This is a genomic window from Acetomicrobium hydrogeniformans ATCC BAA-1850, from assembly GCF_000160455.2.
Classification (GTDB): domain Bacteria; phylum Synergistota; class Synergistia; order Synergistales; family Acetomicrobiaceae; genus Acetomicrobium; species Acetomicrobium thermoterrenum.
In genome coordinates this window covers 1,280,173-1,306,719 of record NZ_ACJX03000001.1, presented here as the reverse complement: position 1 = coordinate 1,306,719, position 26,547 = coordinate 1,280,173, and the positions used below count along the sequence as shown (strand labels likewise).

Sequence of the window (26,547 nt, the reverse complement as noted above, 5' to 3'; positions counted from 1 at the left end):
CATGGAAGTGGTAGGAATCGGCCTTGGCAGCAACATGGGAGATCGTTTGAACAACCTGCGAACGGCGGTACAGCTGCTTAAAAACGCTGGTTTTATAGTAAAAAAACAAAGCGATGTCTTCGAAACGCCCCCTTTTGGCGTAAAGGAGCAACCATATTTTTTAAATGCATGCCTTCTGGCTGAAAGCGACATGGAGCCGAAGAAAATTCTACGACTTCTTAAAAGCATAGAGTTAAAGATGGGAAGGAAGCGACGGATGCGATGGGGGCCAAGGGAAATAGATCTTGATATTTTATTTATGGACAATTTGATCTATAGAGACGACGAATTGGCGATACCCCATCCGCGTCTCCAAGAAAGACCTTTCATAATAGTACCGTTATTTCAAATATGTCCCAAATGGAAGCATCCTTTGCTGGGGGTTACCGTAGAAGATCTTTATAGAAACATAAATATATCCGAGATCGTTAAAATAACGAACCTCTAATACGAAGGGAGATTTTGCCGGTGAAAAAAACACTTCTTTCTATTTTCGTTGTCTTTTACTTCCTGTTCATGCCTTTGGCCGAAACTGGTGCTTGGGCACTTACCGTTACGACCGCAAAAAAGTGTCCTCTTTATTTAGTTGCTGACGTTAAAAACGGCGTAATCGCTCAAGCTCATCTTGGCACACCGGCCGGTTCCTACCCAATTAAAACTATAGAGGGCTATCTCTTATCTCGCCATGAGATTTTCACCTTGAAAAATAAGGGGGAATCTCCAAGATATTTGTGGAGGCTGCACTTCGTTAAAGGAGACTGCTCCAATGAAACGATGCAGCTATGGATAGCCTATCTTCCCAATGAGCGAATAATAGAGGTAGCAAGCGGCAAAACGATAAATAACGACTGGACCAGGATCGTCTCTAAGCTCCCTTTGCCCGAGGGCGTCTTTCTTTTTCCCTCCTACGACCCCTTAGCAGAGGAACAAGCATTGCCATGCGTTTTCACTATTATCCTATCGCAAAAGGGATTATCCTTCGCACCTATGCCTAAAGTTTACGAACAGATCATTCCTTTGGCCATAACGTTCGCTCAATCAAAGGGCATATTCGAACAGGAGAAGGTTCAAAGGACGATCGGAATATTTACACAGCTCGCCCAAGGCGAGAACGCCGATAATATAGCAAAAACTTTAAGCCTGAAGAAGGACTTCAAAATCACGTGGTAAACATAACTTCAAAAACTTCGAGCCCTATTTCTGCCTCTGCGATCGAAGGATTGAGCTTTTGTGATCACCAAAGCTCAATCGCTTCATGATACGGTCTTTGCCATCGCTGAATAGGGGATTTTCTGGGGATTATTGTTGAGTATAGAATAAATTACGTCTTCCATGTAAAATTTTTTGCATGTATCTTTCGAACAAGAGGAGGCTTTTAAATGTTCGACTTCATCAGCGCCATTCCTGCGGCTGGTTCTGTCATAAACGCCTTGGCTGTTATTGCGGGCAGCTTAATAGGATTAATTATCAAAAAAAGGTTGCCCGAGCGCATCACAATGGTAGCATTTCAAGTCATCGGGCTCTCTGTATTGGCCCTGGGGATACAGATGACTTTGCAGAGCAAAAATGTCCTAATAATGATATTGAGCCTGCTTCTTGGAGCAATACTGGGAGAGGCTTTGGAATTGGAGGATAGGTTACAAAACGGGCTGAAGGGTCTTAGGACCAGGATGATAGAAAGGGGTTGGCAATTCGGAGGAGATCATCTGGTGGAAGGTTTTTTAACGGCCTTCCTGCTCTTCTGCATGGGATCGATGGCAATCTTGGGAGCCTTTGAAGAGGGCGTGGGGAAACCGCCCAACCTGCTCTTGGTAAAATCCATGATGGACTTGGTGTCCTCCATAGCGTTGGCATCTACTTTAGGGATTGGAGTCCTCTTTTCTGCCATACCACTACTGTTATATCAGGGAGGTTTAACGCTTGGCGCCTTTTATCTCAACAGCTTCATATCCAACGCTTTGATAGACGAAATAACGGCAGTAGGTGGAGTGCTGCTTTTGGGGTTAGGTTTTTCCCTGCTTCATTTAAAACACTTCAAGGTATTTAATATGATACCTTCCCTGCTCTTAGTGGTGATATTTTCTCTTTTTTTGTAAAACATAAATTCTCGAAGTCATGTATAATATAGGCAAAGGTAAGATGGGAGGTGTCATCATGAGAAAATTTCGTTGCCTCGTTTGTAAACATGAATTTGAGACAGAAGACGTCCCCCCAGTAATGAAGTGTCCGAAATGTTACTCTCGCTTTGTGGAATTGGTAGAAGGGGAACCGCTTAAAGGCAAGCCTTGGAGCAGTAAGACCTTCAGCGTACGTTAGAGCCCTTTCAAGTGAATTCGGTTTTAACATAAAAGCAGTAGGGGTATTAGAATACCCCTACTGCTTTTATGTTATCACAACATTTCGGCAATTCGTCTTAGATTGTCGATTCCCCAGATGTCTTCATCGAGCAAATCGATTTCCGCCAATACCTTTTCTTTAAATTTCCCGTGGATTTCCCTTATATACCTGTTTTGGACCTCCCTGCGCTTATTCATAAAGGCGCCCTCCGCCGCTTGGGGTATAACGCCATTTACGACAACACCTGCGACTTTTATGCCCGAATGCTCCAGATACTGCATGGCCCTTTCCGTCTCGAAGATGGGCAACCTCTCCGGCGTCAATACGAACACAAAAGCCGTCTGCCGGAAATCGCTTAAAATATTCCAAGCCTTTTCAAACATGTTCTTCCTATTTTGAAGTATTCGCAAAACAGGATCATCGTTTTTAACCCCCGAGGCTTTTTCCAAAAGCTTTACGGCATTTTTCCTCTTTTCGATCAGGCTATTGATCCATAGCCCTAAAAGCTTGGGCAAAGACAAAAGCCTTAGAGTATGTCCTGTCGGCGCGGTATCGAAGACCACCAGGTCAAATTTTTTCTCCGAACTTTCCATTATCTCAATGAATTTATCGAAAATCGCAGCCTCCTCGGAGCCTGGGGACATGTATGCAGCATCAATTTGTTTTTGAAGTGCCTCTATGACAACATTGCTTACGACGCCAGAAAGTTGTCGTTTTATGCCTTCTATGTACTTTTTAGCCTCTACTTCCGGGTCGATTTCGATGGCAAACAGGTTATCCGAAAGTTGTGCTCCCTTAGGACCGATGGATGTGTCGTAGATGTCCGACAAGGAATGGGCCGGGTCTGTCGAAACGAGCAAAACCTTTTTTTTCATCTCCGAGGCTTTAAGAGAAAAGGCAGCGGCACAGGTAGTCTTACCGGTGCCGCCCTTGCCGCCAAAGAAAACATATTTTTTGTCGAATAAGGCAGCCATATTCAATAAAATTCACACCCTTCCAGTTGCTTGGTATAATCCATATCGCTCACACGGAGCGAACGATTAACATCAGAAATCGAATTGAGCGGCCTTCTCCTCGAGCACCGTTCCCTTGATCGCCATCCGCTGTTGCCAGCCCTCTATTTCGTCAGCCAAATAGGGCAATAATTCTAGGGTGTAATAGGATGCAGGGTTGGGTATACCCAGGAGATCTCCGAATAGAAGTAGCATGAAGGCATCATTAGCTGCATATGCCTCTTTCATGACCATAGGGTGAGTTCTGTCGATGGGCCGCAACAAAGTGGCAAAGAAATCCTTCAAAAACGCCGAGGCTTTTTCGAACATCACCTTTCACCTCCCTTAAGAACCGGGCCGATAAATGAAGGGGCCGAAGGAAGACCTCGAAGCCATCCCTTCGACCCCTCCATTTGCCTTTTATTTTCTACGCTTCCTGTCTTTTTCTCTTCCTCGAAAGCACGTTATAGCTCAATACGATCAGAAGGATTGCCAGGACGAAAAGCAACCCAGCAAAGAATACTAATATGAAATTACCCTTTGCAATGTTGGATTGGATTAAAAAGACCAGGGCCGTCAGGGTAACGATAAACATAAAGATCATTGGGGCGATCAACATCTTATTATTCATACCCTTGTTCGCCAGCCATGTAGCTACTGCCAGCAAGGCTACAGCAGCTAAAAGCTGGTTTGCCGATCCGAACATGGGCCAAATAACTCTCCAACTTGTGAAGGCAAGATAAATCGAGATGCCTATGGTTATAACGGAAGCTACGTATCTGTTCGCCAAAAAGGACATTGAGGAAGAAGAACTGCTGCTACTGCCGGCTTCGGCCGTTGTAGTCTCCTGGAAAAACTCCTGGAAAGCAAACCTGCCAAGGCGGGCAGCGGTATCCAGGGTGGTCAGGGCAAAGGCCGACACGGCCAATGCCACGAAGGTTTTTCCTGCCGTAGCCTCAATGCCGAAACTGGTCATGAAAGTAGCCAGGCCCGTTGAAAATACGTTTACGGGACCGCCCTTCAACAGCGTAGCATAACCATCCGTCGTGAGGTAGACGGCCGAAAGTGTCGCCAAAATCGCCAATGCTCCCTCGATGAGCATCCCGCCGTAACCTATAACCTTTGCATCCCCCTCTTTATCCAGCTGTTTTGCCGTGGTACCTGAGGCCACCAGCGAATGGAACCCCGAGATGGCTCCACAGGCTATCGTTATAAAAAGCATAGGAAAAAGATACCCCTGAGTCGGATGTTTCAAGGTCGTTACTGCCGGCATGGCAATGGTCGGATGATACAAAATCACTCCTATAAAACCTCCCAATATCATGGCATAGAGCAGGAAGGAATTGAGGTAATCCCTTGGCTGAAGCAATATCCACACGGGCATGACCGAAGCACCTATGATATAGAAGGATATCAAAACCAACCATGCCGTTTTAGAGAGCTTGATCGGAAAACTAAGCCCAAGCCATATGCAAAGGACCAACACTGCAAGCCCAACAAAAGTGCTCACCAGCAGGGGCGCGTTTCTCCTGTATATGGAAAATCCAAATACCATGGCTAGCGGTATGAACAAAAGCGACGCCGTGGCAGTCTGCGGTGTGGCCACAAAGGTATCTGCCACGATATTAGCAAAGGCGGCAATGATGAGGACCAGGGTAAGCCAGGAGAAGAGCAAAAAGAGCCTTTTGGCCCCTTTACCAACGTTTGCATCGATGATACCGCCAATGGACAGCCCCTTATGCCTGATGGAAGCCATTAAAGACCCAAAATCGTGAACGGCTCCCATAAATATATTGCCGATGACTATCCAAAGCGTGACCGGCAACCATCCAAAGACGGCAGCCAAAACGGGACCGTTGATGGGACCTGCTCCGGCTATCGAAGCAAAATGGTGACCCAGCAGCACCGGTGCCTTTGCGGGAACATAATCAACTCCGTCGTAAAGCTCATGGGCAGGGGTCTTCCCTTGAGGGTTCAAACCCCACTGCTTCGCTAGCCACCCTCCGTAAAATATGTAAGCCAAAATAAAAAGCAAAAAGGTAACCAAAAGCAATAAAACACCACTCATATTACTTCACCTCCAAAACAGTATTTTTTCAAGGAAACCGCTCGATGCCGGTTTAACCTCAAAGTCTTCTTTCACTCCTTTGCCGCTGCCGTTACACCAAATCCTGCCGCTCGTCAAATCCACCAGTAAAAACCTCAATTCGCACCAACCCCTGAGGCCGAATCTGAAATAACGATTATGTTTTACTTTTTTTGAAAAGCTGATGACATCGCTAGTAGGCTTTTCGCTTAATATTACCACTAAGGTGAGAAAAGTGCACATATGATCGTCCCTTGGATTAACCCAAATATCACAGTGCGATGTAACCCAACTGCACAGCCCTTCTATCTCCCTTAAAAGAGGCCTGTCGTAACATTTAACCATCCTGTAATCGTGACTCTCATAGGAATCGAGAGGAAAACCCAAGACAGTGCGTTCCGTCTTTACATGGCACTCCGCATATAGATCAAAGGTCATTTTTTCAATTTTATAATCTTTGAAGACATCGAAATAATGCCTGTGCCTTTGCTCCAACATGGCTAAATAAGATACTTTATCCAAAGCCGAACACCTCTTGCCAACTCGCTGAAAGGTAGCGAAGGCGTCAATTATAAATTTTTATATATTCTACACCTAGATTATATAAGCAAGGTCATCTATTCTCCACCCCTTCGACAATCTATCGTAATATTTAAAGGTTTGCCAATTCGCTTATAATTAAAAACAGAGGTAAACTTCGAGAATAACGATTGGAGTCCTTCTGAGATGTTGTTAGTCGATATTGAGTTTTGCGATTTTCATGATTTGAACGATATTTATTCGATAGAAAAGGAGGCACACATCAACCCCTGGCCCTACGATGTCTTCGAAACCGATTTGAAATATAGAAGCAGTAGCATCTTTTACCTTGGGGCACGATGGAGGGGAAAACTGTGCGGTTTTGGCGTATGCCGCCAGGAGGGGAGGGCTCTCAAAATAATGAACCTGGCAGTCCTCCCCGAGTTCAGGCGCCACAAGGTGGCCTCTCAGCTACTACTTGCCATGGGCGAAGTAGGGTTAGAGCTTGCCTGCAGAAAGGTACTTCTGGAGGTAAGGGTTACCAACCGTCCGGCCATAACGCTTTACGAGCAATTTGGATTCAAGAAATTGCGCGTCCTCTCCCGTTATTACGAAGACGGAGAGGATGCCTATCTAATGACTTCACCTCTTCCGTTTCCAGGAGTCAAAGCAGAAGAAAGTGTCGATGCATAAATGCGAAAAGGCGATCCGACCTTTTACGGTCGGATCGCCTAAGCAAACCACAGAAAATCCTATAGTGCCGCCTTTATTCCTGCGTTAATGGCCGATACAAGCCTTTCGATCCTGGCATCGTCCACGACAACATCGATGGGGAACATAACCGACCGAGTCAAAATTTCGTCGGTTTGAGTCCACTCGATAGGACGATACAGAGGCATGTCCTCGGCATAGGGACAATCGAAAGGACATCGCGTCCTGGAATAATATTTGCCCTCTCTGAGAGTAACCCAATGTTTGGCGTAATGCCATGTGTTGTCGGACAAAATAGAACAGCCCGCTCCTGCATCAATGCAGGCTTTTTTGAACCGCTTAGCAGCATCGCCGTCGGGCAAAATCAGCACCAGATGGGAAGCGATCTCGCCGTCACGATCGGGAAGATCCCGCAAAGAAACCCCTTCGACGTCGCCAATGGCTTCCAATATCTTTCTCTTATTCTTTTTCTGGGATTCGATGGCGAGATCGAGCTTCGAAAGCTGAACCAATCCCAAGGCCCCCTGGAGCTCGCTCATCCTGAAGTTGAACCCGAGACAGGCCTTCCCCTCGGCTCCCCTTTCTATGCTTGCATTATGAATGTGGCCATGGTCATGATAATACTCCATCTTCTTGTAAAGCTCTTCGTCGTCGGTGAAGATCATTCCGCCTTCGCCTACGGTAATCACCTTATAGGGATCAAAGCTGAATGCACCCCACATCCCCAAACCTCCGCAGGCTTTTCCTTTATACGTAGCCCCCACTGCCTGACAGGCATCTTCTATCAGGTAAAGACCGTGAAGATCGCAAATTTCCCTGAAGGCATCCATATCGGCAGCAGCACCGAACATGTGTACGGGCATTATGGCCTTAGTCCTATCGGTGATCAGGCTTTCCACGGATGTGGGATCCAAGTTCAGGCTCTCATCTATATCGCCCAAAACAGGGACGGCGCCGCACTCCAAAATGGCTTCGATGCTGGCTATGAACGTAAAGGCACTGGTTATTATTTCATCACCCGGCCCTATCCCCAATGCCTTAAGCCCCACGTATAAAGCTGCTGAACCGCTACTTACTCCCAAAGCGTATTTAGCTCCAACGCGTTTAGCAAAGGCATCCTCAAATTCGGCCACCCTGTAAATCCCTTCTCTGACACCTTGAAAGGAATACCTATGGACCACTTTTCTTTTAATTACGTCAGCCAGAGCGTCTATTTCCTTCTGATCGAACAGCTCAAAACCCGGCATTACTTCATCGCCTCCTCATAAATTTTGATACAAAGATCCTTGTCGAAAACTCTTGGATTATTCTCCATTGGCCTGCTGACTGCTAAAGCTTTTTCTGCCATCTCAGGAAAATGTTTTTCTGTGATGCCCACGCCGAGAGACTCTAAAGTTGTAGGCAGCTCTAAATCCTCGAGCAGTTCCTCCAGGGCCTCCGCACAAAGCAAGGCACCATCTCTTGGATTAATTTTGGCTTCTTCGTCAATATATCCCAACCATCTCAGAACGTCAGTGTAACGCTCGGGACAGCATAAGGCATTGGCCCGTACCACATGGGGGATTAACAGGGCGTTTGCCACTCCATGCCCGACTCCAAACATCCCCCCCAAGGGATACGAAAGGGAATGGCAGGCCCCCACCCCCGCATGAACTAAGGCCAATCCCGCCATATAGGCTGCGTATTGCATCTGGCTTCTAGCCTCCAGGTTTCTGCCATTCCAGGTGGCCACCCTGATCCATTTTCCTATTCTTCTTAGGGCTTCTTCGGCGAACATGTCGCTGAACCAAGTTGCATACCTGCTGGTATAGGCTTCCAAAGCATGTATGAGGGCGTCCATCCCAGAGGAGGCTGTAACTTTTGGAGGTACCGTCACCGTGAGCTCGGGGTCCAATATAGCGTAATCGGCAAACAATTTTTCGTCGTTGATGCCGCCTTTGAAACCATCGCTTCTTCTGATCAAAACGGCGGTGAAAGTCACTTCCGAACCGGTACCGGCCGTGGTAGGTATCATTACCTTTAAAACACCGGGCTTTTTGACAAGTCCCAAGCCCTGGTAATTGGCAGCCGACCCCTCATTCGTTAAAAGGACGCTTACGGCCTTTGCCACGTCCAAACAGCTTCCTCCCCCCAAACCCACCACAGCCTGGGCGCCAAATTTTTTGGCCAAGGAAGCAGCTTCGTCGGTAGTTTCGACAGACGGCTCAGGTTCCACCGAATCGAAAATTACCGTATCTACCCCCCTAGCTGTGAGAATTTGCTCGACCTTTTTCGCCGTACCGTGCTTCGCCAAATTCTTATCCGTGACTATAATGGCCTTTTTCATGCCATCCCCCATCAAATCCCCTACCTTAGAAACACTGCCGATTCCAAAAAACGCCTTTCCCGGAACGAACATCTCAAAAGACAAAGCAACCCCTCCTGTTAATGCGTTAAATTCTACCTTTCAAACAATCCAGTATCTCTCTTACGGCAAGTCCGGCTGCTCCGCCCAAGCTCTCCGCATATTCAACGGCTCTTTTCCTGCTTTCGATCTTCATTTTCAGGGAACTCAGCCATAAGCGAGCCAAACTTGTGCTGTCTTCCACCACTTGAGCAATACCGATCTTGCCGAGCTCAGAGGCGTGCATCGAAAAATCCTCCATGTGGGGGCCAAAGGCTATGGGCACACCAAAACAGGCCGGCTCGAGCACGTTTTGACCTCCTTTAGGAACCAAACTCCCGCCGACGAAGGCCGCATCGGCCAAAGAATAGAGCTCGAACAAAAGACCGACTTCGTCGATCACCAAAATGTCCCATCTTTCCTTCAATTCGGAATATAATGATACTCCGAATTTTTCGCCGATCAAAGCGCACACGTCACGAGCTCTCTCAGGGTGCCTGGGCACCAATATCAGCTTGGCTTTTGGAAATTGTTTCTTCACCAAATCAAAAGCCTCGAGGACAACGGCTTCTTCCCCATTATGGGTGCTACCGGCTATCAGACATTGTTCTTCCTCACTTATATGCAATTTATCCCTTAAAGCACCGGAGTCGACCCTATCACGCCTCAAAAGCAAGGCATCAATTTTAACATCGCCGATGATCTTTATTTTATCCGGACTAACACCCAAATAGTAGAGTTTATCGGCGTCATCGGAGGAACGGACCAATATCCTGGAAAAACACTCGAGGGTCTCTTTCCAAAACTCGCGGGATCTGCAGGCCTTCTTGAAGGACCGCTCCGAAAACCTGCCGTTTACCAAAAAAGAGGGTATCTCCCTTTTTTTTAACTCATGAAGCAGACAGGGCCATATCTCCGTCTCCAGCCCCACATAAATCCTGGGAGTGAGTTCATCGAGAAAACGCCTTATAATCCAAGGCACATCCCAGGGGAAATAAAAATGCCCGTCTACGAGCTCCGAAAGCAGCTTTTCGGCCATCTTTTTTCCCGTACAAGTAACGGTTGATAAGAATATGGGAAATGAGCAGCCGCCTTTTCGGGCCTCATATATGAGAGGGAAGGCGGCCTGAACTTCCCCTACGGAAACGCCGTGAACCCAAATTGGGCTGTCCTTTGTATTATTAAATTGCCCTTTTGCAAGCTTGCCTATTCTCTGATGAAACCCCTCTCTATAACGTATTCTCAAATAGGGGAAAAGCCCCAGATAGGCAAGGCTGATCAACAAAGAATAGGACTTCAGGTTCAGTTAGGCCACCCCCGCCTTGAGCATATCGTGTAGATGCACCATGCCTATGGGCAATCCATCTTTTTCCACTACCAAGACGCTAACTTCATGTTTTTCCATTAGAAGGACGCCTTTGGCGGCAAGCTCGTCAGCGTCTATGGTCTTAGGATTTTTCGTCATCACCTCTGCAATGGGAAGAGAAAGGACGCCAACCTCTCCTCGATCCTCTATTAATCTGCGCAGGTCGCCATCTGTAAATATCCCCTTCAGCTTGCCCTCGTCGTCCACGACAACCGTAGCCCCATATCCTTTGCTTGTTATCTCGAAGAGAGCCTCTCTCACCGTGGCCCTATGGGATACTGAGGGAAGCTTATCCTCACTGCCCATGACATCTCTTACCTTTAAAAGGAGTTTTTTTCCCAGGGAACCTCCCGGATGAAAAAGCGCAAAATCCTCTCTTTTCAGCTTTCTCAAGTCCGCGACCATAACTGCAAGAGCATCTCCAATGGCAAGCTGAACCACGGCGCTGCTGGTAGGAGCCAATCCCAGGGGATCGGCCTCCCTTTCCACACTCGCATCAATAACGAGATCCGCCTCTTTTCCCAGCCTAGATGAAACGTTGCCGGTTATCGCTATTATGGGAATACCGAATCGCTTAAAATAGGGAACCACTTCCAGCACCTCGTTGGTTTGCCCGCTGTTGCTCAAAAAAATCCCCACATCGCCGCGGCATACCATTCCCAGATCTCCGTGCACCCCTTCCGTGGCATGAAGGAAGATAGAGGGCGTACCTAAAGATGCAAAGGTGGCGGCAATCTTTTTGGCTATGATGCCCGACTTTCCCAGGCCGCATACCACAACGCGACCCTTGCAATCAAATATCAACTTCGCCGCCTCTATGATTTCCCTCCCGAGACGCGATGACGCATTGGCCAATTCCTTCGCTTCCTGCTTTAATACCCTTCTGCCGACCTCGAGCAACTCTTCGTCCTCTCGAGACAAGGTAAGCTCTCTGTTGTCTTTATATATCGCCTTTTCCATATCGGTTACGCCTCCTCGATCTCGACACAACCCAGCTTGTTTTTGACCAAGTCATCAAGGGCAATCAATTCCTCGAGAAGCCCCCTCAAATTCGAAAGAGCCACCATGTTCGGGCCATCGCTTTTAGCGTTGTCGGGGTCGGGATGGACCTCCATGAAAAGAGCATCTATGCCCACCGATACCGCGGCACGCGAAAGAGGCAAGACGAACTGTCTCTTCCCGCCGCTGGAGGCTCCCTGACCGCCTGGCATCTGAACGCTGTGGGTAGCATCGAACATCACGGGGCAACCGAAAGAACGCATTATGGAGAGAGAACGAAAATCCACTACCAGCTGCTTATATCCGAAGGTGGTGCCTCTTTCGCACAAAATAACCTGATCGTTGCCCGATTCCTTCGCCTTTTCCAGAACAAAACGCATATCATAGGGGCTCAAAAATTGTGCCTTTTTGATGTTCAGGGGTTTGCCCGTTTTGGCAGCCGACATTATCAGGTCGGTCTGCCTGCAGAGAAAGGCGGGGATCTGAATGATGTCAACGACGCTTGAAACCAGATCGGCCTGCTTAGGCTCGTGAATGTCGGTGAGGACGGGAACCCCCACTTTAGTTTTGACCTCTTCCAACCACCGCAGACCCACCTCCAGCCCGGGACCGCGAAAGGAATATATAGAAGTGCGATTCGCCTTATCGAAAGAAGATTTGAATATATAACCCAGGCCCAAACCGTCACATATTTTCTTCACTTCGCAGGCGACTTCAAGAGCCAGCTCCAAGCTCTCCAGCACGCAAGGGCCGGCAACCAAAACAAACCGCCCCTCCCCTATTGTCATGCCGTCAATTGTTATTTTCTTAACCAAGGCAAATCATCTCCATGTTCTCTTAAATATCTCTCGAAGGCTGAAACATCATCGGGTGTATCTATCTCTATGGTGTCTCTTTCGGTCTCAAGGCACAAAATATCGTAGCCCCTCTCCAAAATGCGCAACATCTCCAAACTCTCGACCCTCTCCAGGGGAGTCTGGGGCCACGAATCGAATTCAAGCAGAAAACTTTTCCTGTAACAATAAGGGCCAATATGTTTATAATACGTCGCTCCCTTGTTCCTCTCGTAAGGAATGGGAGATCTACTAAAGTAAAGGGCACGCCACCTTTGGTCGAATACCACCTTGACGATATTGGGGTTTGGAATTTCCTCTTCCTTCTCAATCCGTTTCACTAGAAGGGCAACATCTATTTCTTCCCATTTACCGAGTACCGCTATCAAGGGGTCGATCATATCAGGACCTACCATAGGGTCATCTACTTGCACATTTAAAACTATATCGGCATCTCTTTCTCTCGCAACACAGGCTGTCCTGTTGCTTCCTGAGGGCAGATCCGAGGGGGTCATCACCGCCTCATAGCCTTCTTCTATGGCGTAATCGGCAATCTCCTTATGATCTGTAGCAACTACTATCTCGTCTACATTACATGCCGACAGTCCCTTTAACACCCAGAAAAGTAAAGGTTTGCCGCAAATATTTACGAGGGGCTTGCATGACAATCGAGTGCTTCCGTATCTTGCTGGAACTACCGCTAAAACATCTTTATTCAACGCCTGATTTAACCTCCTTCTTTTCTAGCGTTTCGTGATAACCGTGAAATCTGCTTCGCAGGGCGCAGTATAGGTCATGCCTATGTTTCCATCCTAGCTCGAATAGGACGTATCTCGATATTTCCTCTATCGCACCCGGTTTGCCCATTCTCAACTTTCCTGCCGAAGACATAGCTTCGTATCTTTCGCTATCCCTAAGAATCGATATTGTTTCGTAGGCAAGGGTTTTGGGGTCCCTTTTAAGGAGGACTTCCGCCTCTCCCAAGAGCCTTTTTTGGACCCTTTTCCCCTTGTCATCGACGGAAACGACGGGAACGCCCAATCCCGCACACACCTGATTGGCCGTGCCACCCAAACCGAGCAGTATGTCAGCTCTTCTGGCAGCAGCCGGAACGGGACAAAAGGATACGAGGACTTCCATTTCCCCCTTTTTTACAAATCCATTTTCCAATGAATAACCGTCAAGACTCGACGCCATCCTGTCCCACTCGATGCTTGGAGCTATAACCATTAAAAAATTTGCTCTTACTTGTTCCCTTATCAACTCTGCAGCATTTAATAACAACCTTACATCTCTATAGGCGTTCTGTCTGCTTCCGGGCAAAAGAAGCACCCGGTATCCCTCGGCCTTAGGCCAAGGATCTTCCAAGGTCCAATTATTATTATCACTTGCCAGATCCATTATTGGATTTCCCGAGTAAACGGCATTGACGGAGCTTTTTTTCAGTTCGCGGGCCGTATGCTCGTCCCTCGTCCAAACTATCCTGGACTTCTTTTTTAAGATCAACTTCTCTATAAAGAAATGACCTCTTAAATAGACGGTCTTGGCCGTCGCCAAAAGCATGGGCGGAATTCCCTGGCCATACAAAGCGTGCAGTAAAAGATATACATCACCAACGCAGAGGGGGGTCCTGATCTTTCCCCTCAGCCTGCCCCAGGCATCCAGCTGTCTTTTGACGTGGCCGAGCAATCCTGCTCTTATGTCCCTCAAGAGCTCGAGGAAGCTGTATTTGATGACCCCACCGCTTGGAGTATCAAGCGGTGGGGGATAGATCTCTATGCCGGAATCCTGAAAAGGCTTGCCTTTGCCTACCAGAGGAAAAGCATATATTTTCGCTTCAGGCAGGTCCTTTTTGATCCGCTCGATCAACATGCAGGCCATGGAATCTTCGCCATGTCCGTTAGAAGATACCACTATCTTAGGTCTTAACGTCTCGACAAGGCTTTCAAAGAAACTTCTCTCCTCGCCCATGGCAGTCACCACGCTTGGAATGAGGATCGGAAAGCCCATATCAAAACCTCCTGGAAGGTTATAGACGTCCTTTTCGGTGCATATGGCAGCTTTAGCTCCCAAAGCGCCACAATAGTTCTTTATGTCGATTAGATCTTTCCCGGAGTATAGGTGATGATCTCTGAAACGCAATTCTCCCCTGACATCCAACCCCATCTTTTCGACAAAGCTGCGAAAGCTTGGCGGGTTTCCGATGGCAGAAAATATTACTACAGGAGTCCCTGAAGTCAAGGGTTCTGCATCGATCAGCCTGCTTCCATCCCATCGTTTCCACTTTTCAAGTGCCAGTCTAGATGTAAAAATCGGCTTGTCCGGGACATATTTACGTACCTCTTCTATCAAGGCATCCAGCTTTTCAGCCTTAACCTGATCGGCCTTAGTTATTACTAAAATGTGGGCTCTTTTTAGGTTTTCCGGCGATTCCCTCAAAATACCGGCAGGAAAGAGCTTCCCGTTGCCAAAAGGACAGGTTGCATCGACTAAAACAACGTCCGCATCTCGTACCATTCGCCTGTGTTGAAAGGTATCGTCGGATATAACTATGTCGACGTTACCCTCAGATGACAGCTTTTCCAGGGCGGCAAGCCTGTCCAACGAAACTGACACGGGAACGCCGGGCAACCTGGAAGAAAGAAGCAGGGATTCGTCGCCCACTTCGTTACGATCCCCTTTGCCGTTCATTATGAGGACAGGAGCTTTGCCTTTTTGTTTTCCGCCATAACCTCTGGTAATGATCCCTGGACGTAACCCCAATCCCATGAATTTTCTTGCAAGCATCTCCACGAAGGGGGTCTTATTGGTACCTCCCATAGTTATATTACCGACGCTTATAACCGGCAGGGGGGGCTCATGTGAGCTTCTGAATCCATGATCAAAGGAGAAATTGCGAAAGACCACCCCAAGGCTGTATATGTATCCCAAGGGGGTAAAAATAAGGCCGAAGAGGAAGTTTTTGGCCCTCCCCCTCGTATACTCCAAATATTTATTGAGAAATCCTTTCATTTTAATCACCATGTGCAATAGGAAATTTTTCTTTTCATGAAACCCTCGGCCAAACGCGGAAGGTATCGTTCATTATATCACCCAAGAGGCCAAAATTATGCTATAACATAAGGGAACAAAATCTCAAAAGCGGGGGATTTTGATTTGGAAACGGCACTTGTTGCTTTAGGCGGTATAGCTCTGTTTTTATACGGAATGTCAAAAATGGGGGAAGGACTGCAAAAGATAGCGGGGGATCGCTTGAGGAGGTTTCTCGAGAAGCTTACATCGAATCGATTCTCGGGCGTGATCGTAGGTATAATAGTTACCGCTATAATTCAATCCTCCAGCGCCACTTCGGTCATGTGTGTAAGTTTTGTAAACGCAGGAATAATGAGGCTCGAACAGGCGATTGGAGTTATAATGGGCGCCAACATAGGTACCACCGTAACAGCACAAATGGTAGCCTTTAAGCTCGAAAGAACTGCCCTGCCTGCAATAGCTCTTGGAATGGCTCTGATGCTTTTGGGAAAGAGAAAGAGCATAAAAGAAGGATGGGCCGATTGTTTTCTCGGATTCGGCCTATTATTTTTGGGCCTCTCCATCGCCGGCGATGCCATGTCGTCCCTCCAGTCCTACGCGCCCTTCGTCAATTTTCTGTGCATCGGACAAACTCACCCCCTAATCGGCATAATTGCCGGAGCGGCTTTGACAACACTATTACAGTCTTCCTCTGCGATGACCGGCCTTTTGGTAGCATTGGCCGCAAGAAACGTCGTAGACATAAGCGCTGCACTGCCCATGGTACTTGGCGCCAACATCGGCACTACTTCAACTGCCCTGCTGGCATCCATCAATACTTCCTTAGCCGCAAGAAGGACGGCCTACGCCCACCTGCTCTTCAACGTCATTGGGGTGCTGATTTTCCTGCCCTTTCTGAAGCCTCTGGAAAGTGCGGTTGCGCGCTCCGGGTTCGATGCTGCAAGGCAAATAGCCAACGCTCACACCATATTTAACGTTACGACCACTCTTGTATTGCTCCCCTTTGCCCCTCGATTTATCAACTTAGTATGCAAGCTCATCAAGGGATCGGAGATGACTATAGAGCACGGGCCAAAATACCTGGATGCGAAGCTGGTCTCCGTTCCCTTCATGGCTGTCGTACAGACCCAAAAAGAAGTCGCGAGAATGGCAAACCTGTGCCTCGATAACCTGGAAACGGCCATCGCCATATTTAGAGGAGATCCCAAAGCAGATAGAAAGCGCTTCAACAACATCGAGGAGGTAATCGATGAGATCGAAGAGGCCATAAGTTACTACGTCGCGAAGATATTTCAACAGGATGTTAACAGTGCGCAAGCAAAAATTCTAACTTCTGCAATAAGCATATCCGCCGACCTGGAACGGATCGGCGATCACGCCACAGCCATAGCAGAGCTCGCCGACTATCGCGAGAAACACAACCTCCCCTTTTCGCAACAGGCGGTAGAAGAGCTGGACGAGATGATGAACAAAGCTGTCGAATCCGTGAAAACAGTGGTCGAAGCCCTCGAGAAGGACGACAAACAAAAGGCAGCCAGCATCATTGCCATGGACGACATACTCGATGATTTGGAACGAACGCTCCGAGCAAGACACATAAAGAGATTAAACCAAGGAATATGCTATCCCGCCTCGGGCGTCGTATTTCTTGACATGCTAAGCCACCTGGAGAGAATAGGAGACCATGCGGTTAACATTGCAGGAGAAATAATGGCTTCCTGAGGATCAATTAAGCTCTGGATTTTTCACCCATTTGGAGAGAGTAGAGATTTGCGTACACTCCTTCCCGTTTGAGCAGGGTACCGTGGTCGCCTTCTTCGACGATTTCGCCTTTCTCCAACACTATGATGCGATCTGCGTTTCTGACCGTAGAGAGCCTGTGTGCAATGATCAGAGAAGTCCTCCCCTCCATAGCCCTTTGCATGGATTCATGAATATGCTGTTCCATAGCGGCATCCAAAGAAGATGTCGCTTCATCCATTATGAGTATTCTGGGATTTCTCACGATGGCCCTCGCAATAGCGATGCGCTGACGTTGCCCGCCACTTAAAGTGACCCCCCGCTCTCCAACCTCGGTATCGAAGCCCCTTGGCAAGCTCTTGACGAAGTCGAGTATACCTGCCCTGTCCGCCGCCTCCACGATGTCTTCGCGGGAGGCCCAGGGGCATCCGTAAGCAATGTTGTAGGCTATGGAACCTTTAAGTAGAACGGGATCTTGCGGTACTATTCCAATGTGCCTTCTAAGGGTCTTCAAATCAAGCTGTCTTACATCATGACCATCTATCCTGACGCATCCCTGATTTGGATCGTAAAACCTGGGTATCAGGTCGACCAAGGTGGACTTCCCGGCCCCCGTATGACCCACGATCGCCACTTTCTCCCCCGGGCAGATGTGAAGATTTATGCCCCTTAAAATCCAATTTTTATCCTCGTAGGCAAAATAGATATCCTCAAAATCGATCATGCCCTTGACATCCTTTAATACGATAGGCGACCTGGGGGGGCGTACCTCCGTCGAAACATTTAGGACTTCAAATATCCTGTCGGCGGCCGCCAGACCCCTCTGCACTCCCGAGACCACTTTGCTCAACACTCTGACGGGCTGCACTAACAGGCCAAGATAACCGATGAAGGCAATCAGCTCACCCGGCGTGGCCCTTCCCGCCACTACGTCCCTTCCGCCGATCCATAAAATCAGGGCAAGGGCTCCTATCAATATGACCTCGACAGCTCCTTCCAAAAAGGCATGTATTTGCATGCCATGCATGAGCGCCCTGAAGTTCGATTTATTTTGCCCCTTAAACTTATCCAGCTCCTCGTCTTCAGTGGCGAAGGATCTGACTATCCTTATCGCAGAGAGCGCTTCCTGGGCTATGGCAACCACTCTACCCAGCTCTTCCTGTATCTCGTAACCTACCAGGCGCAACTTCTTCGAGGCCACGTTTAAAACATAGGCCGTGATGGGCAGGACTACAAAGGTAATCACTGCAAGTCGCCAATTCAAAATGAGTAAAAATATTATCACGGCAACGAAGGTTATGCTCTGAACGACCAAATCGATAATAACGTTAGTTACCAAATTTTGGAGTATCATAACGTCATTGGTAATCCTGGAAATCAAATCGCCGATCCGCGACTTGTAGAGATAGCGAAAGGACATCTTCTGCATGTGGTCGTAAAGTTGGACCCTAATATCCATTATCACCTTCTGCCCTACCCAGTTCATCAGATAGGTCTGCCCGTAAGAAAAGACTGCCTTGCAAAGGTAGATTAATACTATCCCCAAGGCAAGAAAGTTTAGCATAAAGAGGTCTTTTTGTATCAAGACGTCATCGACGATGTTCTTCAACAGCCAAGGAGGCAGCACAGCCATAACGGAAGATAAGGTCATGCACGCTATGGCAGCAAACAGTCTCCCAAGGTATGGCCTTAAGTATCGCACCAAGCGCATATAGGTATTTCCAGAAGCAACGTTCAAAAATTTATCCTTCAAACGAGACATTGTTTTATCTCCTCGACCATTTTTTTAGAAGCCCCCTTCGCGGGCGAAAATCTGTCCATATATGCAGAAGTTTCTTTAAGCCAGGTGTCGTCCTTTAAAAAACGAGCCATGGCCTCTGCAATCTGCTTTGGCGTAAAATCTCCGACCAGCTCGGGCATTAATTCTCTTCCCAGTATCTTGTTGGGCCAGGAAAGCATGCCTCTCTTTCTCGATAAAAGATCAAAAACCCTGCCTTTGATCCAAGGCAAGCGAAGCAGTGCCCCCTTAAAACCGCTAAAGGGTATATCGCTCAAAAATGCGTACGGAACGGCCACCAATGTGGGGACTTTCAAATAAAGAAGCTCCAGAGTATTAGTGCCCGGTTGCGTCAATGCCAAATCTACGCCTTTCAATACTGTAGATGCGGGCTGTCTTCTTGGGTTTAACCCCGCTTCCTTCCAAGCATACACTTCATCGTTCAATGAAAAGGGCGAAAGCAACGTCACTACTTCCACGTCCATGACGGACTTAAGGTACAAGTAAACCTCATGCAGGAAAGGCAACGCTTTCCTTCTTATGGAGAATCTGCTTCCGGGGAAAAAGGCCACCCTTCTTGAGGATGACGATCCCTTGGGCGACAATTCATCCCCGCCAAACGGCACGGAATTTAACTTCAAAGAATCGGCGACCAAGTCTCCGATGACATGGGGGCATACTCCATCGCCCTTGATGCTCCTTGCCATTACCTCGTAGGCGGTGAACACCTTAGAACATTTTGGCAAACCTCTTTTCTTACCGTAGGTATAACAAAAAAGCTTGGCCCCTGAGGTCTTAGACAAAAACCTTCCAAATATTAGGTCACCGCCTAACTGCATTACCAGGCCCACGTCCTTCGCCTTCCTCATCTCGGCAAAGGTCTTCGCCCAATTGTAGGGACCTATAACGTCATGAAAGGGAATTAACTCGGCGCAAGCGCGCTCCATACCCGAAGCGTACTGACAGGGCAACAACCAAAGAAGGGGCTTAATTTCGTTTTTTACCAATTCATATGCCACAGGTCTGGCCCAATCCCACAGCTCTCCAGGTCCGTTGCTGAGTATATATACGTACTTCATCTTCCTACCCTTTCGAGAATGACATCGGCCCAGAGCCGATAAGCTCCCCTTCTTCCCATTTTATTTTTCGCTTCTAGCAAATCCTTATGTATTTTTGCGGAATTTTCCAGGTACATGCATATCGCCCTTTTTATCGCACCTACATTTGCTTTGCCCTGCAACAATTCCGGATATACCTCCCGCCGGAGCAAAACGTTTGGCATGGATACCCACTTTGTCTTAACCATGACCTTAAAAACTATATAACTCAAAAGCGACGCCTTATATAGGACCACCATGAACTTATCGAACATCATCGCTTCTACCGCAGCAGTGCCGCAAGCTCCGACAACAAGTTGGGATTGGAAAATTAAATCCACCCCTTTGCCCTCAAAGAAAGTCAGGGGATGGCATATGCTTTTTATCATTTCCCTGTCTCTAGCGGATAGGTTTTTCGCTATGGAAATCACCGGATGATATCCCGTCTCTTGAAGCATTAAACCGGCATCCTTTAAAACAGGAGCAAGACGCCTCGTTTCGCTTGACCTGCTTCCCGGCAAAAGTGCCGCTATGGGCGAAGCGTCAGTATTTTTCAACACCCTTTCCTCTGGAACGTAGCCCGACAGGTCGTCGAGGAGGGGATGGCCTGTCCAATGACTTTCCACGCCCCTTTGTTTATAAAAAAGGTGTTCCATCTCGAAGAGGGGAAGACAAATGACCTTTAAATCCCTCAACGCAGAGGCTCTGCCCCTTCGCCAGGCCCAGGCAGTGGGAGGCGAGACATAAAATACGGGCTTAGCGTACCCCCTCTTCCTCAAGGCCTTAATCAGGGGGATATGATAATCAGGGCTATCTATAACTACCACGCATGAAGGCATTTCACTCAAGACCCTATCGACCATTGCGTTTTTTAAACGCATGAGCCTAGGAATCTCCTTAAAGGCTTCCGAGATGCCCATTACCTGGAGTTCCTCCAGACCCCACAGGGCATGGCCTCCAGCCATCGTTCCTTCGGGGCCAAACATACCCCAGACAGGGGCAACTTTGCTTTTAACGGCCTCTATAAGCCTCCCGGCATAATGGTCTCCGGAGGCTTCGCCGCAACTTAAAAAAAGACTCAATGCCTAACCCCCAAAACCGCGATATCGAAGCTTTCTGCGTAACGTTTGAACTCATCGGGTTCGATGATAATCGTCCTGTCCGCTTCGATTGCCAAACACTTGAGCCCTGCATTCGACATGTTCTGCAAGGTTTTTATGCCCACGGTGGGCAAATCGTAACGTTCGTCCTGATCGGGACGCATCATTTTAAGAACTATTCCGCCCCTTGTCAAACTGCCGGCTCGAAGCAGCATGGCGTCCGTCCCTTCCATGGCCTCTACGGCAACAACAGCTCTTTTGTGGATCACCAGGGTTTGGCCGAACGACAGGGGAAGAAGCACTTTTGCGACTTTCCTGCCGTAATTTACGTCATCCAACTCCTCCTCCGTAACATATCTGCCTGCTATGTGCCCTTCCGTCGCCAACCAGTCAGATATGAGATCCCTATACCCGACGACGAGAAAACCGCTGACCTCGAAGGCGGAGACGATATTGGCCAAAAGATTGTGATCGTCTCTGGAATGCAATTTTTTAAGCAGCTGCCTTAGCTTCGAATCCTGTAGCCCCTGATGGTACATCAGCGTTTTGGGAACGACCCCGGCCATTATTATTTCTTTAATACCCCTAGATCTCATATCGTCGAACAAAAAGCCGAGGCTTAACCCCGATAACCTCACCAACTCCAAGGCATACTTGGAAAGACGCCCCGCATGTTCCCCAAAAGAATATACGACAGGGGGGCAGCCTTTGCAGGTAAGGCGGCGGGCAATCTCCAATGGCAGTTGTCCGTCTCCAGCTATAAGAGCTATAGTTTTACAGTCCATCGTCTTCACCTGTTAGCCCCTTTAACCATAAAGGCGCCACACACAAGGAAAATCAAGTTGGGCATCCAGGCAGCCAACAAGGGAGGAATATAACCGCCCTGACCCAGAGAACGGCAGAAAGACATGAACACATAGTAGGCAAAAACCAATAAGATAGAAACCCCTATGCCCATTCCTGAGCCCGACCTCCTTGTTCCGGCTCCTACGGACGCTCCCACCAAAGCCAGCACCACGCTTGCCCAGGGCACAGCCAACCTAAGGTGTAACAGCACCCACAGCGAATTCACGTCAGAACCCTGTACATTCATGAGTTTTATATAGTTATACAGTTCAAAGGCGCTCATTTTTTTCGGATCCTGCGAACTCGTTACAACTTGAGAAGGCGACAGGGGCAGAGACAGCTGTTGTTTTTCAAAACTGAAAAGCGGCTCTACGAATCCTTCCTTGGTGACATTAAAAACCTGACCGTTGTAAAGCCACCATTGGCCCTCCTTCCAGTCTCCGTTTTTGGCCGTCAAGATGCGGGTAATTTCTCCCGACTCAAACTCCTGGATGAGGACGTCATCCATGTTGCCCTCCTGGGGAAACAGCTTGCCTATATAGATCACTCTCGACAGAGCGCCATCCCTCTCCTCCTTTAAAAACATCTGCTCCTTGAGCAGGGATGGTTTCTGCCTGGCAACTTCGTATCGCATTATATTATCGGCAGCCCTATCGGCCAAAGGCACCAAGGTTTCGTTGAGAAGGAGGGCAAAGCCGCCAATTAAAATACTTGCAAGGAATACAGGGCGCAGTATGCGATAAAAACTAATCCCCGAAGCCCTGAGGGCTGTGAGCTCCGATTGCGTTGCCAGCTTTCCGAAGCTCAGTATCGTGGCAAGCAAAGCCGCCATAGGCAAGGTGAGAACTATCACGCCGGGCAGGCGGTATACGAAAAGCCTGATTACTATGCTGAAGGGAACCCTGCTTTGGATGAGCAAATCGGCGATATCAAAAAGCAAGTCGCCGGCAACCAAAAGCACGGTAAAGACCATTACTCCAAAAACGAAAGTAGGATAAAATTCGGTTATTATGAATTTATCCAATAACCTAAATTTCAGGCGAAATTCAGCCATAACCTCTAACTACACTCCTTCTTTCAGCAATAAATCGGCCACTTCCCTCACAGCTCCCATGCCGCCAGAAGACCTGGTAATATAGCCGGCCGCTTCCAGGACTTCAGGCCTCGCGTTAGCAACGGCAATGCCAAGGCCTGCCCACTTGATACAGTCTATGTCGTTTACGTCGTCGCCTATATAGGCTACCTCCTCATCTCTCAAGCCCAATTTTTCGGTTAAGGACTTCAAGGTGCCTAATTTATCCCTTACGCCGTTAAAGACCAAAGAAATCCCTAGATCCTTGGCCCGCTGATCCGTCGACGCTGAAAAACGGCCGCTTATTAAAGCTATTTCTATGCCCTCGCGCCTTAAGAGAGCAATACCCATCCCATCCTGGATATCGAAGCGCTTGAATTCGTGTCCTTCTCCATCCATATATACCGATCCATCGGTCAAGGTACCATCCACGTCCATGGCCAAAAGCTTAATCTTCATCATTCGACATCTCCCACGTAGGACGTACTCTCGGCCAGGGCGCCAATCCTCTGCGCGATTTCTCTAAGAAGCTCACGATTTCCCTCACTATAGGGTCTTCGACGTCTTCGTTGCGAATCAAATCCAGCGCCTGCCGTAAGGGAAGACCGTTATGGTAAAGCCTTTTATATATTTTCTTTACGTGATCCCTCTGGGTCGAATTGAAACCGGCCCTCTGCAAGCCAATCCTGTTTATCCCATAAAGCCTCGCCGGGCGTCCGTCTGCCATGGTAAAGGGAGGAATATCCTTCACGACCTTTGACAAGCCTCCAACCATGCACAACTTACCAATCTTTACGAACTGATGAACACCTACCATTCCGCCCAAATTGGCGTTATCTTCGACTTCGCAATGCCCTGCAAGTCCGCTTTTATTTGCCACCGTAACTTGGTTTCCTATTTTAACGTTATGCCCGACATGGACGCCTTCCATCAAAAATACGTCGTCACCTATTCGCGTCACATTGTTCTTTCCCGTGGCACGATGCACGGTAACGTTTTCTCTTATAATCGTTCGATCGCCGATGATGACCTTAGTCATCTCGCCTTTGAAGGAGTGATCCTGAGGTTCGCCGCCAAGTATGGTGTTTTCGTATATCCTGCAGTCGCTACCTATTTCGACGTTGCTTAGAATCCTGACATAGGATCCAATGTATGTATTTCTCCCTATACGAACATTGGGCTCTATAATGCTATAGGGCCCAATCACCACCCCTTCCCCCAACTCCGCTTCGGAAGAGACTATTGCCGTCGGATGTATTGTCACCGTCATAGTTACCCCTTCTGTAATAAATTCTTGGCCACCACGAAGCTAAACGTCGCCTCGGCTGCCATTTCGTCATTAACCCTGGCTGTGGCCTTAACCTGTCCAACGCGCCCTCTTAACTTACACACCAGCGCTTCCGTGATCAACTGATCGCCAGGACATACGGGCCTGCGGAACCTGGCCTTATCCACTCCCGTCAAATAGGTGACCATCCCCTGCATGTCCGGACGGAGCACTATCATCATGGCAGCGACCTGACCCATGGCCTCCAAGACAAGCACGCCCGGCATGACAGGCTCATCGGGGAAATGTCCCTGAAAGAAGGGCTCGTTGATGGTGACATTTTTTAGCCCTACTATTTTCCCTTCGCCGAGCTCCAAAATCCTGTCTACAAGCAAAAAGGGATAGCGATGGGGAAGGCACTTCATTATTTTATGGATATCAATATCAACAATTTTATCCTCGTCAATCGTCAACTCATATCACCTCTGCACAACCGTTTTAAACGTTCCACCATCCGCAAATGCAGCCTGTGGCCAGCCTTAAACCCGACGACGTGAGCGCAAAGTAACTTGCCCACTAAAGACAGATCCCCCAGCAGATCCACCGCCTTGTGCCTGACGCATTCGTTTTCAAAGCGCAAGAAAGTATCGTTTACCAATCCCTTATCATCAAACACCAATGCATTGTCCAGGCTACCGCCTAAGGCCAAACCCTGCTTTTTTAGCTCATCCACATCTTCAAGCCTGACGAAAGTCCTGGCAGGAGCAAAATCTTTAAGGAAAGTCTCCTCCGTTACGACTGAAGAAAAGACCTGCGTCCCTATGAAGTCGTTATCAAAGGATATTATATAGCTCACTTTTAGAACATCGGAGGGAAAACAAGCAACCCACGCCCCAGCCTCGTCGTCTTCCACAAGCAGGGGAGATGACAAGTTTATGGGCTCTTCTTCGCCGTCATCCTTCTCCGCCAGACCGGCATCTTTTATGCGCTCCGCCCATGGCAAAGCGCTGCCGTCAAATATGGGGACTTCTCCTCCCTCTACGACTACAACTGCATCATCAACACCCATACCATAAAGGGATGCCAGAAGATGTTCCACGGTATAAATTATCTCGCCATCGGGCAAAACAAGACAGGTAGACCTGCCGGGCGAGAAAAGCTCACAATCTCCGATGGGATAAAGATTTTTCCCCTTCGAAGCGCAGATCATTATACCACTTTCCCGATAGGAGGGAATCAAGGTAATAGCGCTCTCCCTTCCGCTGTGAAGCCCCTTGCCCTTAACTTCTATTGTTCTTCGAAGGGTCGTTCTTTTTGCCATCGCAATCTTTCGCTCCTAATTTTTGTTCCAGGTGTACGAGCCTTTCGTATATTTCGGGCAACTTCTGCATTAACGCCTGAATCTTTAATTCTTCCCTGTGGTCTCTCGCCGGAAAACCGGAGACCATCATTCCCGGAGGAATGTCCTTGGTCACCCCCGATTTGGCCGCCACTATCGTCCCTCTCCCTACCTTTACGTGATCCTTGACACCGCTTTGGGCGGCCATAATCACGTTATCTTCTATTACCGCGCTTCCGGCGATTCCGGTCATGGCTACTATTATGCAGTTTGAGCCTATTTTTGCGTTATGACCTATATGGACGCTGTCTCCTATCTTGGTGCCTGAACCTATATGGGTATCCCCGACTGTTCCCCTGTCTATGCTCGTCAGGGCACCGATCTCGACGTCGTCTTCCACCAACAAACCTCCAACTTGAGGAATCTTTATAAGGCCCTTTTTGTCGTTGTAAAATCCGAACCCTTCGCAACCAAGGGAAGCGCCTGCATGGATGAGACACCTTTTTTTCAAGGTTACATCGTGGTATATACTCACATTTGGTTCAATTACAGTACCTTCGCCAATAAAGACGTTTTTTCCGACATAAACGTGTGCCTCAAGGATGGCGTTAGCAGATATCACGGCTCCCTCATCCACTACACACAAAGGACCGACATATGCGGAAGGATCCACTGAAGCTCTTTCGTGTACAACGGCTGAAGGATGAACGCCTCCTTGCGAGGAACGCGGTCTTTCGAAAAGGGAAAGCAACTTAATCAAAGCCTTCTTCGGATCTTCGATCTCCACTCCGCTTTGGCCGGGACTCAACCAATTTACGGGAGCTATCACAAAAACCTTCTCCCCCAGCTTCTGAAGCCACTTCTTCTCCCACACGACGCATAGATAATTTGGGGCGGCCTCCTCGGGGGAAGCAATCCCCAAAACGACTTCTTCCGGATCTCCCGCCAACCTGCCCTCCAAATAAGTCGCAACTTTGGAAAGACTCCAGGCCCTGTCGAAATTCTTCATAG

27 protein-coding genes are annotated in these 26,547 nt (G+C 48.2%); 6 read left to right on the top strand and 21 right to left on the bottom strand.

Annotated features, from left to right (window positions below):
* Position 1: 1 nt before the first annotated feature.
* The 4 genes from folK (at position 2) to HMPREF1705_RS06420 (ending at position 2,355) form a co-directional block, all read left to right on the top strand.
* Positions 2-487, top strand: coding sequence for a 2-amino-4-hydroxy-6-hydroxymethyldihydropteridine diphosphokinase (folK, locus tag HMPREF1705_RS06435; RefSeq protein ID WP_040348579.1), 486 nt, complete (start codon positions 2-4; stop codon positions 485-487).
* Positions 488-507: 20 nt separating this feature from the next.
* Positions 508-1,209 carry a hypothetical protein gene (locus tag HMPREF1705_RS06430; protein ID WP_009201620.1) on the top strand — a complete coding sequence of 234 codons (702 nt, stop codon included), beginning with the start codon at positions 508-510 and terminating at the stop codon, positions 1,207-1,209.
* 209 nt (positions 1,210-1,418) lie between these two features.
* Positions 1,419-2,135 (top strand): DUF554 domain-containing protein, encoded by a 717-nt coding sequence (locus HMPREF1705_RS06425; RefSeq protein WP_009201621.1) that lies wholly within the window; start codon positions 1,419-1,421, stop codon positions 2,133-2,135.
* 58 nt (positions 2,136-2,193) lie between these two features.
* Positions 2,194-2,355, top strand: coding sequence for a hydrogenase expression protein HypA/HybF (locus tag HMPREF1705_RS06420; protein WP_040348203.1), 162 nt, complete (start codon positions 2,194-2,196; stop codon positions 2,353-2,355).
* A gap of 74 nt (positions 2,356-2,429) precedes the next feature.
* Here the strand turns inward: HMPREF1705_RS06420 and HMPREF1705_RS06415 are convergent, their stop codons facing one another.
* The 4 genes from HMPREF1705_RS06415 to HMPREF1705_RS06400 all read right to left on the bottom strand — a co-directional run bounded on the left by HMPREF1705_RS06415 (position 2,430) and on the right by HMPREF1705_RS06400 (position 5,976).
* The gene (locus HMPREF1705_RS06415; RefSeq protein ID WP_009201623.1) at positions 2,430-3,350 is read right to left on the bottom strand and encodes an ArsA family ATPase; all 921 of its coding nucleotides are present in this window, start codon (positions 3,348-3,350) and stop codon (positions 2,430-2,432) included.
* Positions 3,351-3,422: 72 nt separating this feature from the next.
* Positions 3,423-3,698: a hypothetical protein gene (locus HMPREF1705_RS06410; protein ID WP_009201624.1), complete on the bottom strand. Its 276-nt coding sequence runs from the start codon at positions 3,696-3,698 to the stop codon at positions 3,423-3,425.
* A 97-nt stretch (positions 3,699-3,795) separates the two neighbouring features.
* Positions 3,796-5,436, bottom strand: a complete 1,641-nt coding sequence (locus HMPREF1705_RS06405) for a carbon starvation CstA family protein (protein WP_009201625.1) — start codon at positions 5,434-5,436, stop codon at positions 3,796-3,798.
* A 6-nt stretch (positions 5,437-5,442) separates the two neighbouring features.
* The gene (locus HMPREF1705_RS06400) at positions 5,443-5,976 is read right to left on the bottom strand and encodes a hypothetical protein (RefSeq protein ID WP_111089576.1); all 534 of its coding nucleotides are present in this window, start codon (positions 5,974-5,976) and stop codon (positions 5,443-5,445) included.
* Between the two features lie 204 nt (positions 5,977-6,180).
* Between HMPREF1705_RS06400 and rimI the strand changes: the two genes are divergently transcribed.
* Positions 6,181-6,666 carry a ribosomal protein S18-alanine N-acetyltransferase gene (gene rimI / locus HMPREF1705_RS06395; protein ID WP_009201627.1) on the top strand — a complete coding sequence of 162 codons (486 nt, stop codon included), beginning with the start codon at positions 6,181-6,183 and terminating at the stop codon, positions 6,664-6,666.
* A gap of 59 nt (positions 6,667-6,725) precedes the next feature.
* On the opposite strand, the gene HMPREF1705_RS06390 is transcribed toward rimI, so the two are convergent.
* From HMPREF1705_RS06390 to lpxK, 7 genes are read right to left on the bottom strand one after another with little or no spacing between them, the layout of a single operon-like run.
* The gene (locus tag HMPREF1705_RS06390) at positions 6,726-7,931 is read right to left on the bottom strand and encodes a DegT/DnrJ/EryC1/StrS family aminotransferase (RefSeq protein WP_009201628.1); all 1,206 of its coding nucleotides are present in this window, start codon (positions 7,929-7,931) and stop codon (positions 6,726-6,728) included.
* Positions 7,931-9,094 (bottom strand): iron-containing alcohol dehydrogenase family protein, encoded by a 1,164-nt coding sequence (locus tag HMPREF1705_RS06385; protein WP_111089575.1) that lies wholly within the window; start codon positions 9,092-9,094, stop codon positions 7,931-7,933. The genes HMPREF1705_RS06390 and HMPREF1705_RS06385 overlap by 1 nt, the downstream gene beginning before the upstream one ends.
* A gap of 22 nt (positions 9,095-9,116) precedes the next feature.
* On the bottom strand, positions 9,117-10,352 hold the full coding sequence (locus HMPREF1705_RS06380; RefSeq protein ID WP_242603555.1) for a 3-deoxy-D-manno-octulosonic acid transferase: 1,236 nt from the start codon (positions 10,350-10,352) through the stop codon (positions 9,117-9,119).
* A 21-nt stretch (positions 10,353-10,373) separates the two neighbouring features.
* Positions 10,374-11,393, bottom strand: a complete 1,020-nt coding sequence (locus HMPREF1705_RS06375; protein WP_009201631.1) for a KpsF/GutQ family sugar-phosphate isomerase — start codon at positions 11,391-11,393, stop codon at positions 10,374-10,376.
* Between the two features lie 5 nt (positions 11,394-11,398).
* Positions 11,399-12,247 (bottom strand): 3-deoxy-8-phosphooctulonate synthase, encoded by an 849-nt coding sequence (kdsA, locus tag HMPREF1705_RS06370; RefSeq protein WP_009201632.1) that lies wholly within the window; start codon positions 12,245-12,247, stop codon positions 11,399-11,401.
* The gene (gene kdsB / locus HMPREF1705_RS06365) at positions 12,232-12,984 is read right to left on the bottom strand and encodes a 3-deoxy-manno-octulosonate cytidylyltransferase (protein WP_009201633.1); all 753 of its coding nucleotides are present in this window, start codon (positions 12,982-12,984) and stop codon (positions 12,232-12,234) included. The genes kdsA and kdsB overlap by 16 nt, the downstream gene beginning before the upstream one ends.
* On the bottom strand, positions 12,977-15,277 hold the full coding sequence (gene lpxK / locus HMPREF1705_RS06360; protein WP_040348205.1) for a tetraacyldisaccharide 4'-kinase: 2,301 nt from the start codon (positions 15,275-15,277) through the stop codon (positions 12,977-12,979). The genes kdsB and lpxK overlap by 8 nt, the downstream gene beginning before the upstream one ends.
* A gap of 144 nt (positions 15,278-15,421) precedes the next feature.
* Between lpxK and HMPREF1705_RS06355 the strand changes: the two genes are divergently transcribed.
* Positions 15,422-17,020 carry a Na/Pi cotransporter family protein gene (locus HMPREF1705_RS06355; protein WP_009201635.1) on the top strand — a complete coding sequence of 533 codons (1,599 nt, stop codon included), beginning with the start codon at positions 15,422-15,424 and terminating at the stop codon, positions 17,018-17,020.
* A gap of 7 nt (positions 17,021-17,027) precedes the next feature.
* Here the strand turns inward: HMPREF1705_RS06355 and HMPREF1705_RS06350 are convergent, their stop codons facing one another.
* From HMPREF1705_RS06350 to lpxD, 10 genes are read right to left on the bottom strand one after another with little or no spacing between them, the layout of a single operon-like run.
* Entirely contained in the window at positions 17,028-18,800 is a 1,773-nt protein-coding gene (locus HMPREF1705_RS06350; protein ID WP_009201636.1) for an ABC transporter ATP-binding protein, read from the bottom strand.
* Entirely contained in the window at positions 18,788-19,894 is a 1,107-nt protein-coding gene (locus HMPREF1705_RS06345; protein WP_009201637.1) for a glycosyltransferase family protein, read from the bottom strand. The genes HMPREF1705_RS06350 and HMPREF1705_RS06345 overlap by 13 nt, the downstream gene beginning before the upstream one ends.
* Complete coding sequence (gene lpxB, locus HMPREF1705_RS06340) at positions 19,891-20,994, bottom strand: lipid-A-disaccharide synthase (RefSeq protein ID WP_009201638.1); 1,104 nt, start codon at positions 20,992-20,994, stop codon at positions 19,891-19,893. Before lpxB ends, HMPREF1705_RS06345 begins: the two co-directional genes overlap by 4 nt.
* On the bottom strand, positions 20,991-21,797 hold the full coding sequence (locus tag HMPREF1705_RS06335; RefSeq protein WP_040348586.1) for an LpxI family protein: 807 nt from the start codon (positions 21,795-21,797) through the stop codon (positions 20,991-20,993). Before HMPREF1705_RS06335 ends, lpxB begins: the two co-directional genes overlap by 4 nt.
* A 5-nt stretch (positions 21,798-21,802) precedes the next feature.
* A complete protein-coding gene (gene lptG / locus HMPREF1705_RS06330) occupies positions 21,803-22,912 on the bottom strand; it encodes an LPS export ABC transporter permease LptG (RefSeq protein WP_009201640.1) in 1,110 nt (369 codons plus the stop codon).
* A gap of 9 nt (positions 22,913-22,921) precedes the next feature.
* Positions 22,922-23,392, bottom strand: coding sequence for a KdsC family phosphatase (locus HMPREF1705_RS06325; protein ID WP_009201641.1), 471 nt, complete (start codon positions 23,390-23,392; stop codon positions 22,922-22,924).
* Entirely contained in the window at positions 23,379-24,200 is an 822-nt protein-coding gene (gene lpxA / locus HMPREF1705_RS06320; RefSeq protein ID WP_009201642.1) for an acyl-ACP--UDP-N-acetylglucosamine O-acyltransferase, read from the bottom strand. The genes HMPREF1705_RS06325 and lpxA overlap by 14 nt, the downstream gene beginning before the upstream one ends.
* A gap of 2 nt (positions 24,201-24,202) precedes the next feature.
* Positions 24,203-24,670, bottom strand: coding sequence for a 3-hydroxyacyl-ACP dehydratase FabZ (gene fabZ / locus HMPREF1705_RS06315; RefSeq protein ID WP_009201643.1), 468 nt, complete (start codon positions 24,668-24,670; stop codon positions 24,203-24,205).
* Entirely contained in the window at positions 24,667-25,518 is an 852-nt protein-coding gene (gene lpxC, locus HMPREF1705_RS06310; protein WP_009201644.1) for a UDP-3-O-acyl-N-acetylglucosamine deacetylase, read from the bottom strand. The genes fabZ and lpxC overlap by 4 nt, the downstream gene beginning before the upstream one ends.
* Positions 25,478-26,545 carry a UDP-3-O-(3-hydroxymyristoyl)glucosamine N-acyltransferase gene (gene lpxD / locus HMPREF1705_RS06305; protein WP_009201645.1) on the bottom strand — a complete coding sequence of 356 codons (1,068 nt, stop codon included), beginning with the start codon at positions 26,543-26,545 and terminating at the stop codon, positions 25,478-25,480. Before lpxD ends, lpxC begins: the two co-directional genes overlap by 41 nt.
* Positions 26,546-26,547 lie beyond the last annotated feature (2 nt).

Excerpts from the sequence above, each read along its gene's own strand:
- lptG (WP_009201640.1), bottom strand. The coding sequence starts at position 22,912 with ATGGCTGAATTTCGCCTGAAATTTAGGTTATTGGATAAATTCATAATA.
- HMPREF1705_RS06410 (WP_009201624.1), bottom strand. The coding sequence starts at position 3,698 with ATGTTCGAAAAAGCCTCGGCGTTTTTGAAGGATTTCTTTGCCACTTTG.
- lpxK (WP_040348205.1), bottom strand. The coding sequence starts at position 15,277 with ATGAAAGGATTTCTCAATAAATATTTGGAGTATACGAGGGGGAGGGCC.
- HMPREF1705_RS06375 (WP_009201631.1), bottom strand. The coding sequence starts at position 11,393 with ATGGAAAAGGCGATATATAAAGACAACAGAGAGCTTACCTTGTCTCGA.
- lpxA (WP_009201642.1), bottom strand. The coding sequence starts at position 24,200 with ATGACGGTGACAATACATCCGACGGCAATAGTCTCTTCCGAAGCGGAG.
- HMPREF1705_RS06335 (WP_040348586.1), bottom strand. The coding sequence starts at position 21,797 with ATGGACTGTAAAACTATAGCTCTTATAGCTGGAGACGGACAACTGCCA.
- rimI (WP_009201627.1), top strand. The coding sequence starts at position 6,181 with ATGTTGTTAGTCGATATTGAGTTTTGCGATTTTCATGATTTGAACGAT.
- HMPREF1705_RS06350 (WP_009201636.1), bottom strand. The coding sequence starts at position 18,800 with ATGTCTCGTTTGAAGGATAAATTTTTGAACGTTGCTTCTGGAAATACC.
- HMPREF1705_RS06325 (WP_009201641.1), bottom strand. The coding sequence starts at position 23,392 with ATGATGAAGATTAAGCTTTTGGCCATGGACGTGGATGGTACCTTGACC.
- lpxC (WP_009201644.1), bottom strand. The coding sequence starts at position 25,518 with ATGGCAAAAAGAACGACCCTTCGAAGAACAATAGAAGTTAAGGGCAAG.
- HMPREF1705_RS06345 (WP_009201637.1), bottom strand. The coding sequence starts at position 19,894 with ATGAAGTACGTATATATACTCAGCAACGGACCTGGAGAGCTGTGGGAT.
- HMPREF1705_RS06420 (WP_040348203.1), top strand. The coding sequence starts at position 2,194 with ATGAGAAAATTTCGTTGCCTCGTTTGTAAACATGAATTTGAGACAGAA.
- HMPREF1705_RS06405 (WP_009201625.1), bottom strand. The coding sequence starts at position 5,436 with ATGAGTGGTGTTTTATTGCTTTTGGTTACCTTTTTGCTTTTTATTTTG.
- lpxD (WP_009201645.1), bottom strand. The coding sequence starts at position 26,545 with ATGAAGAATTTCGACAGGGCCTGGAGTCTTTCCAAAGTTGCGACTTAT.
- HMPREF1705_RS06415 (WP_009201623.1), bottom strand. The coding sequence starts at position 3,350 with ATGGCTGCCTTATTCGACAAAAAATATGTTTTCTTTGGCGGCAAGGGC.
- HMPREF1705_RS06425 (WP_009201621.1), top strand. The coding sequence starts at position 1,419 with ATGTTCGACTTCATCAGCGCCATTCCTGCGGCTGGTTCTGTCATAAAC.
- HMPREF1705_RS06390 (WP_009201628.1), bottom strand. The coding sequence starts at position 7,931 with ATGCCGGGTTTTGAGCTGTTCGATCAGAAGGAAATAGACGCTCTGGCT.
- folK (WP_040348579.1), top strand. The coding sequence starts at position 2 with ATGGAAGTGGTAGGAATCGGCCTTGGCAGCAACATGGGAGATCGTTTG.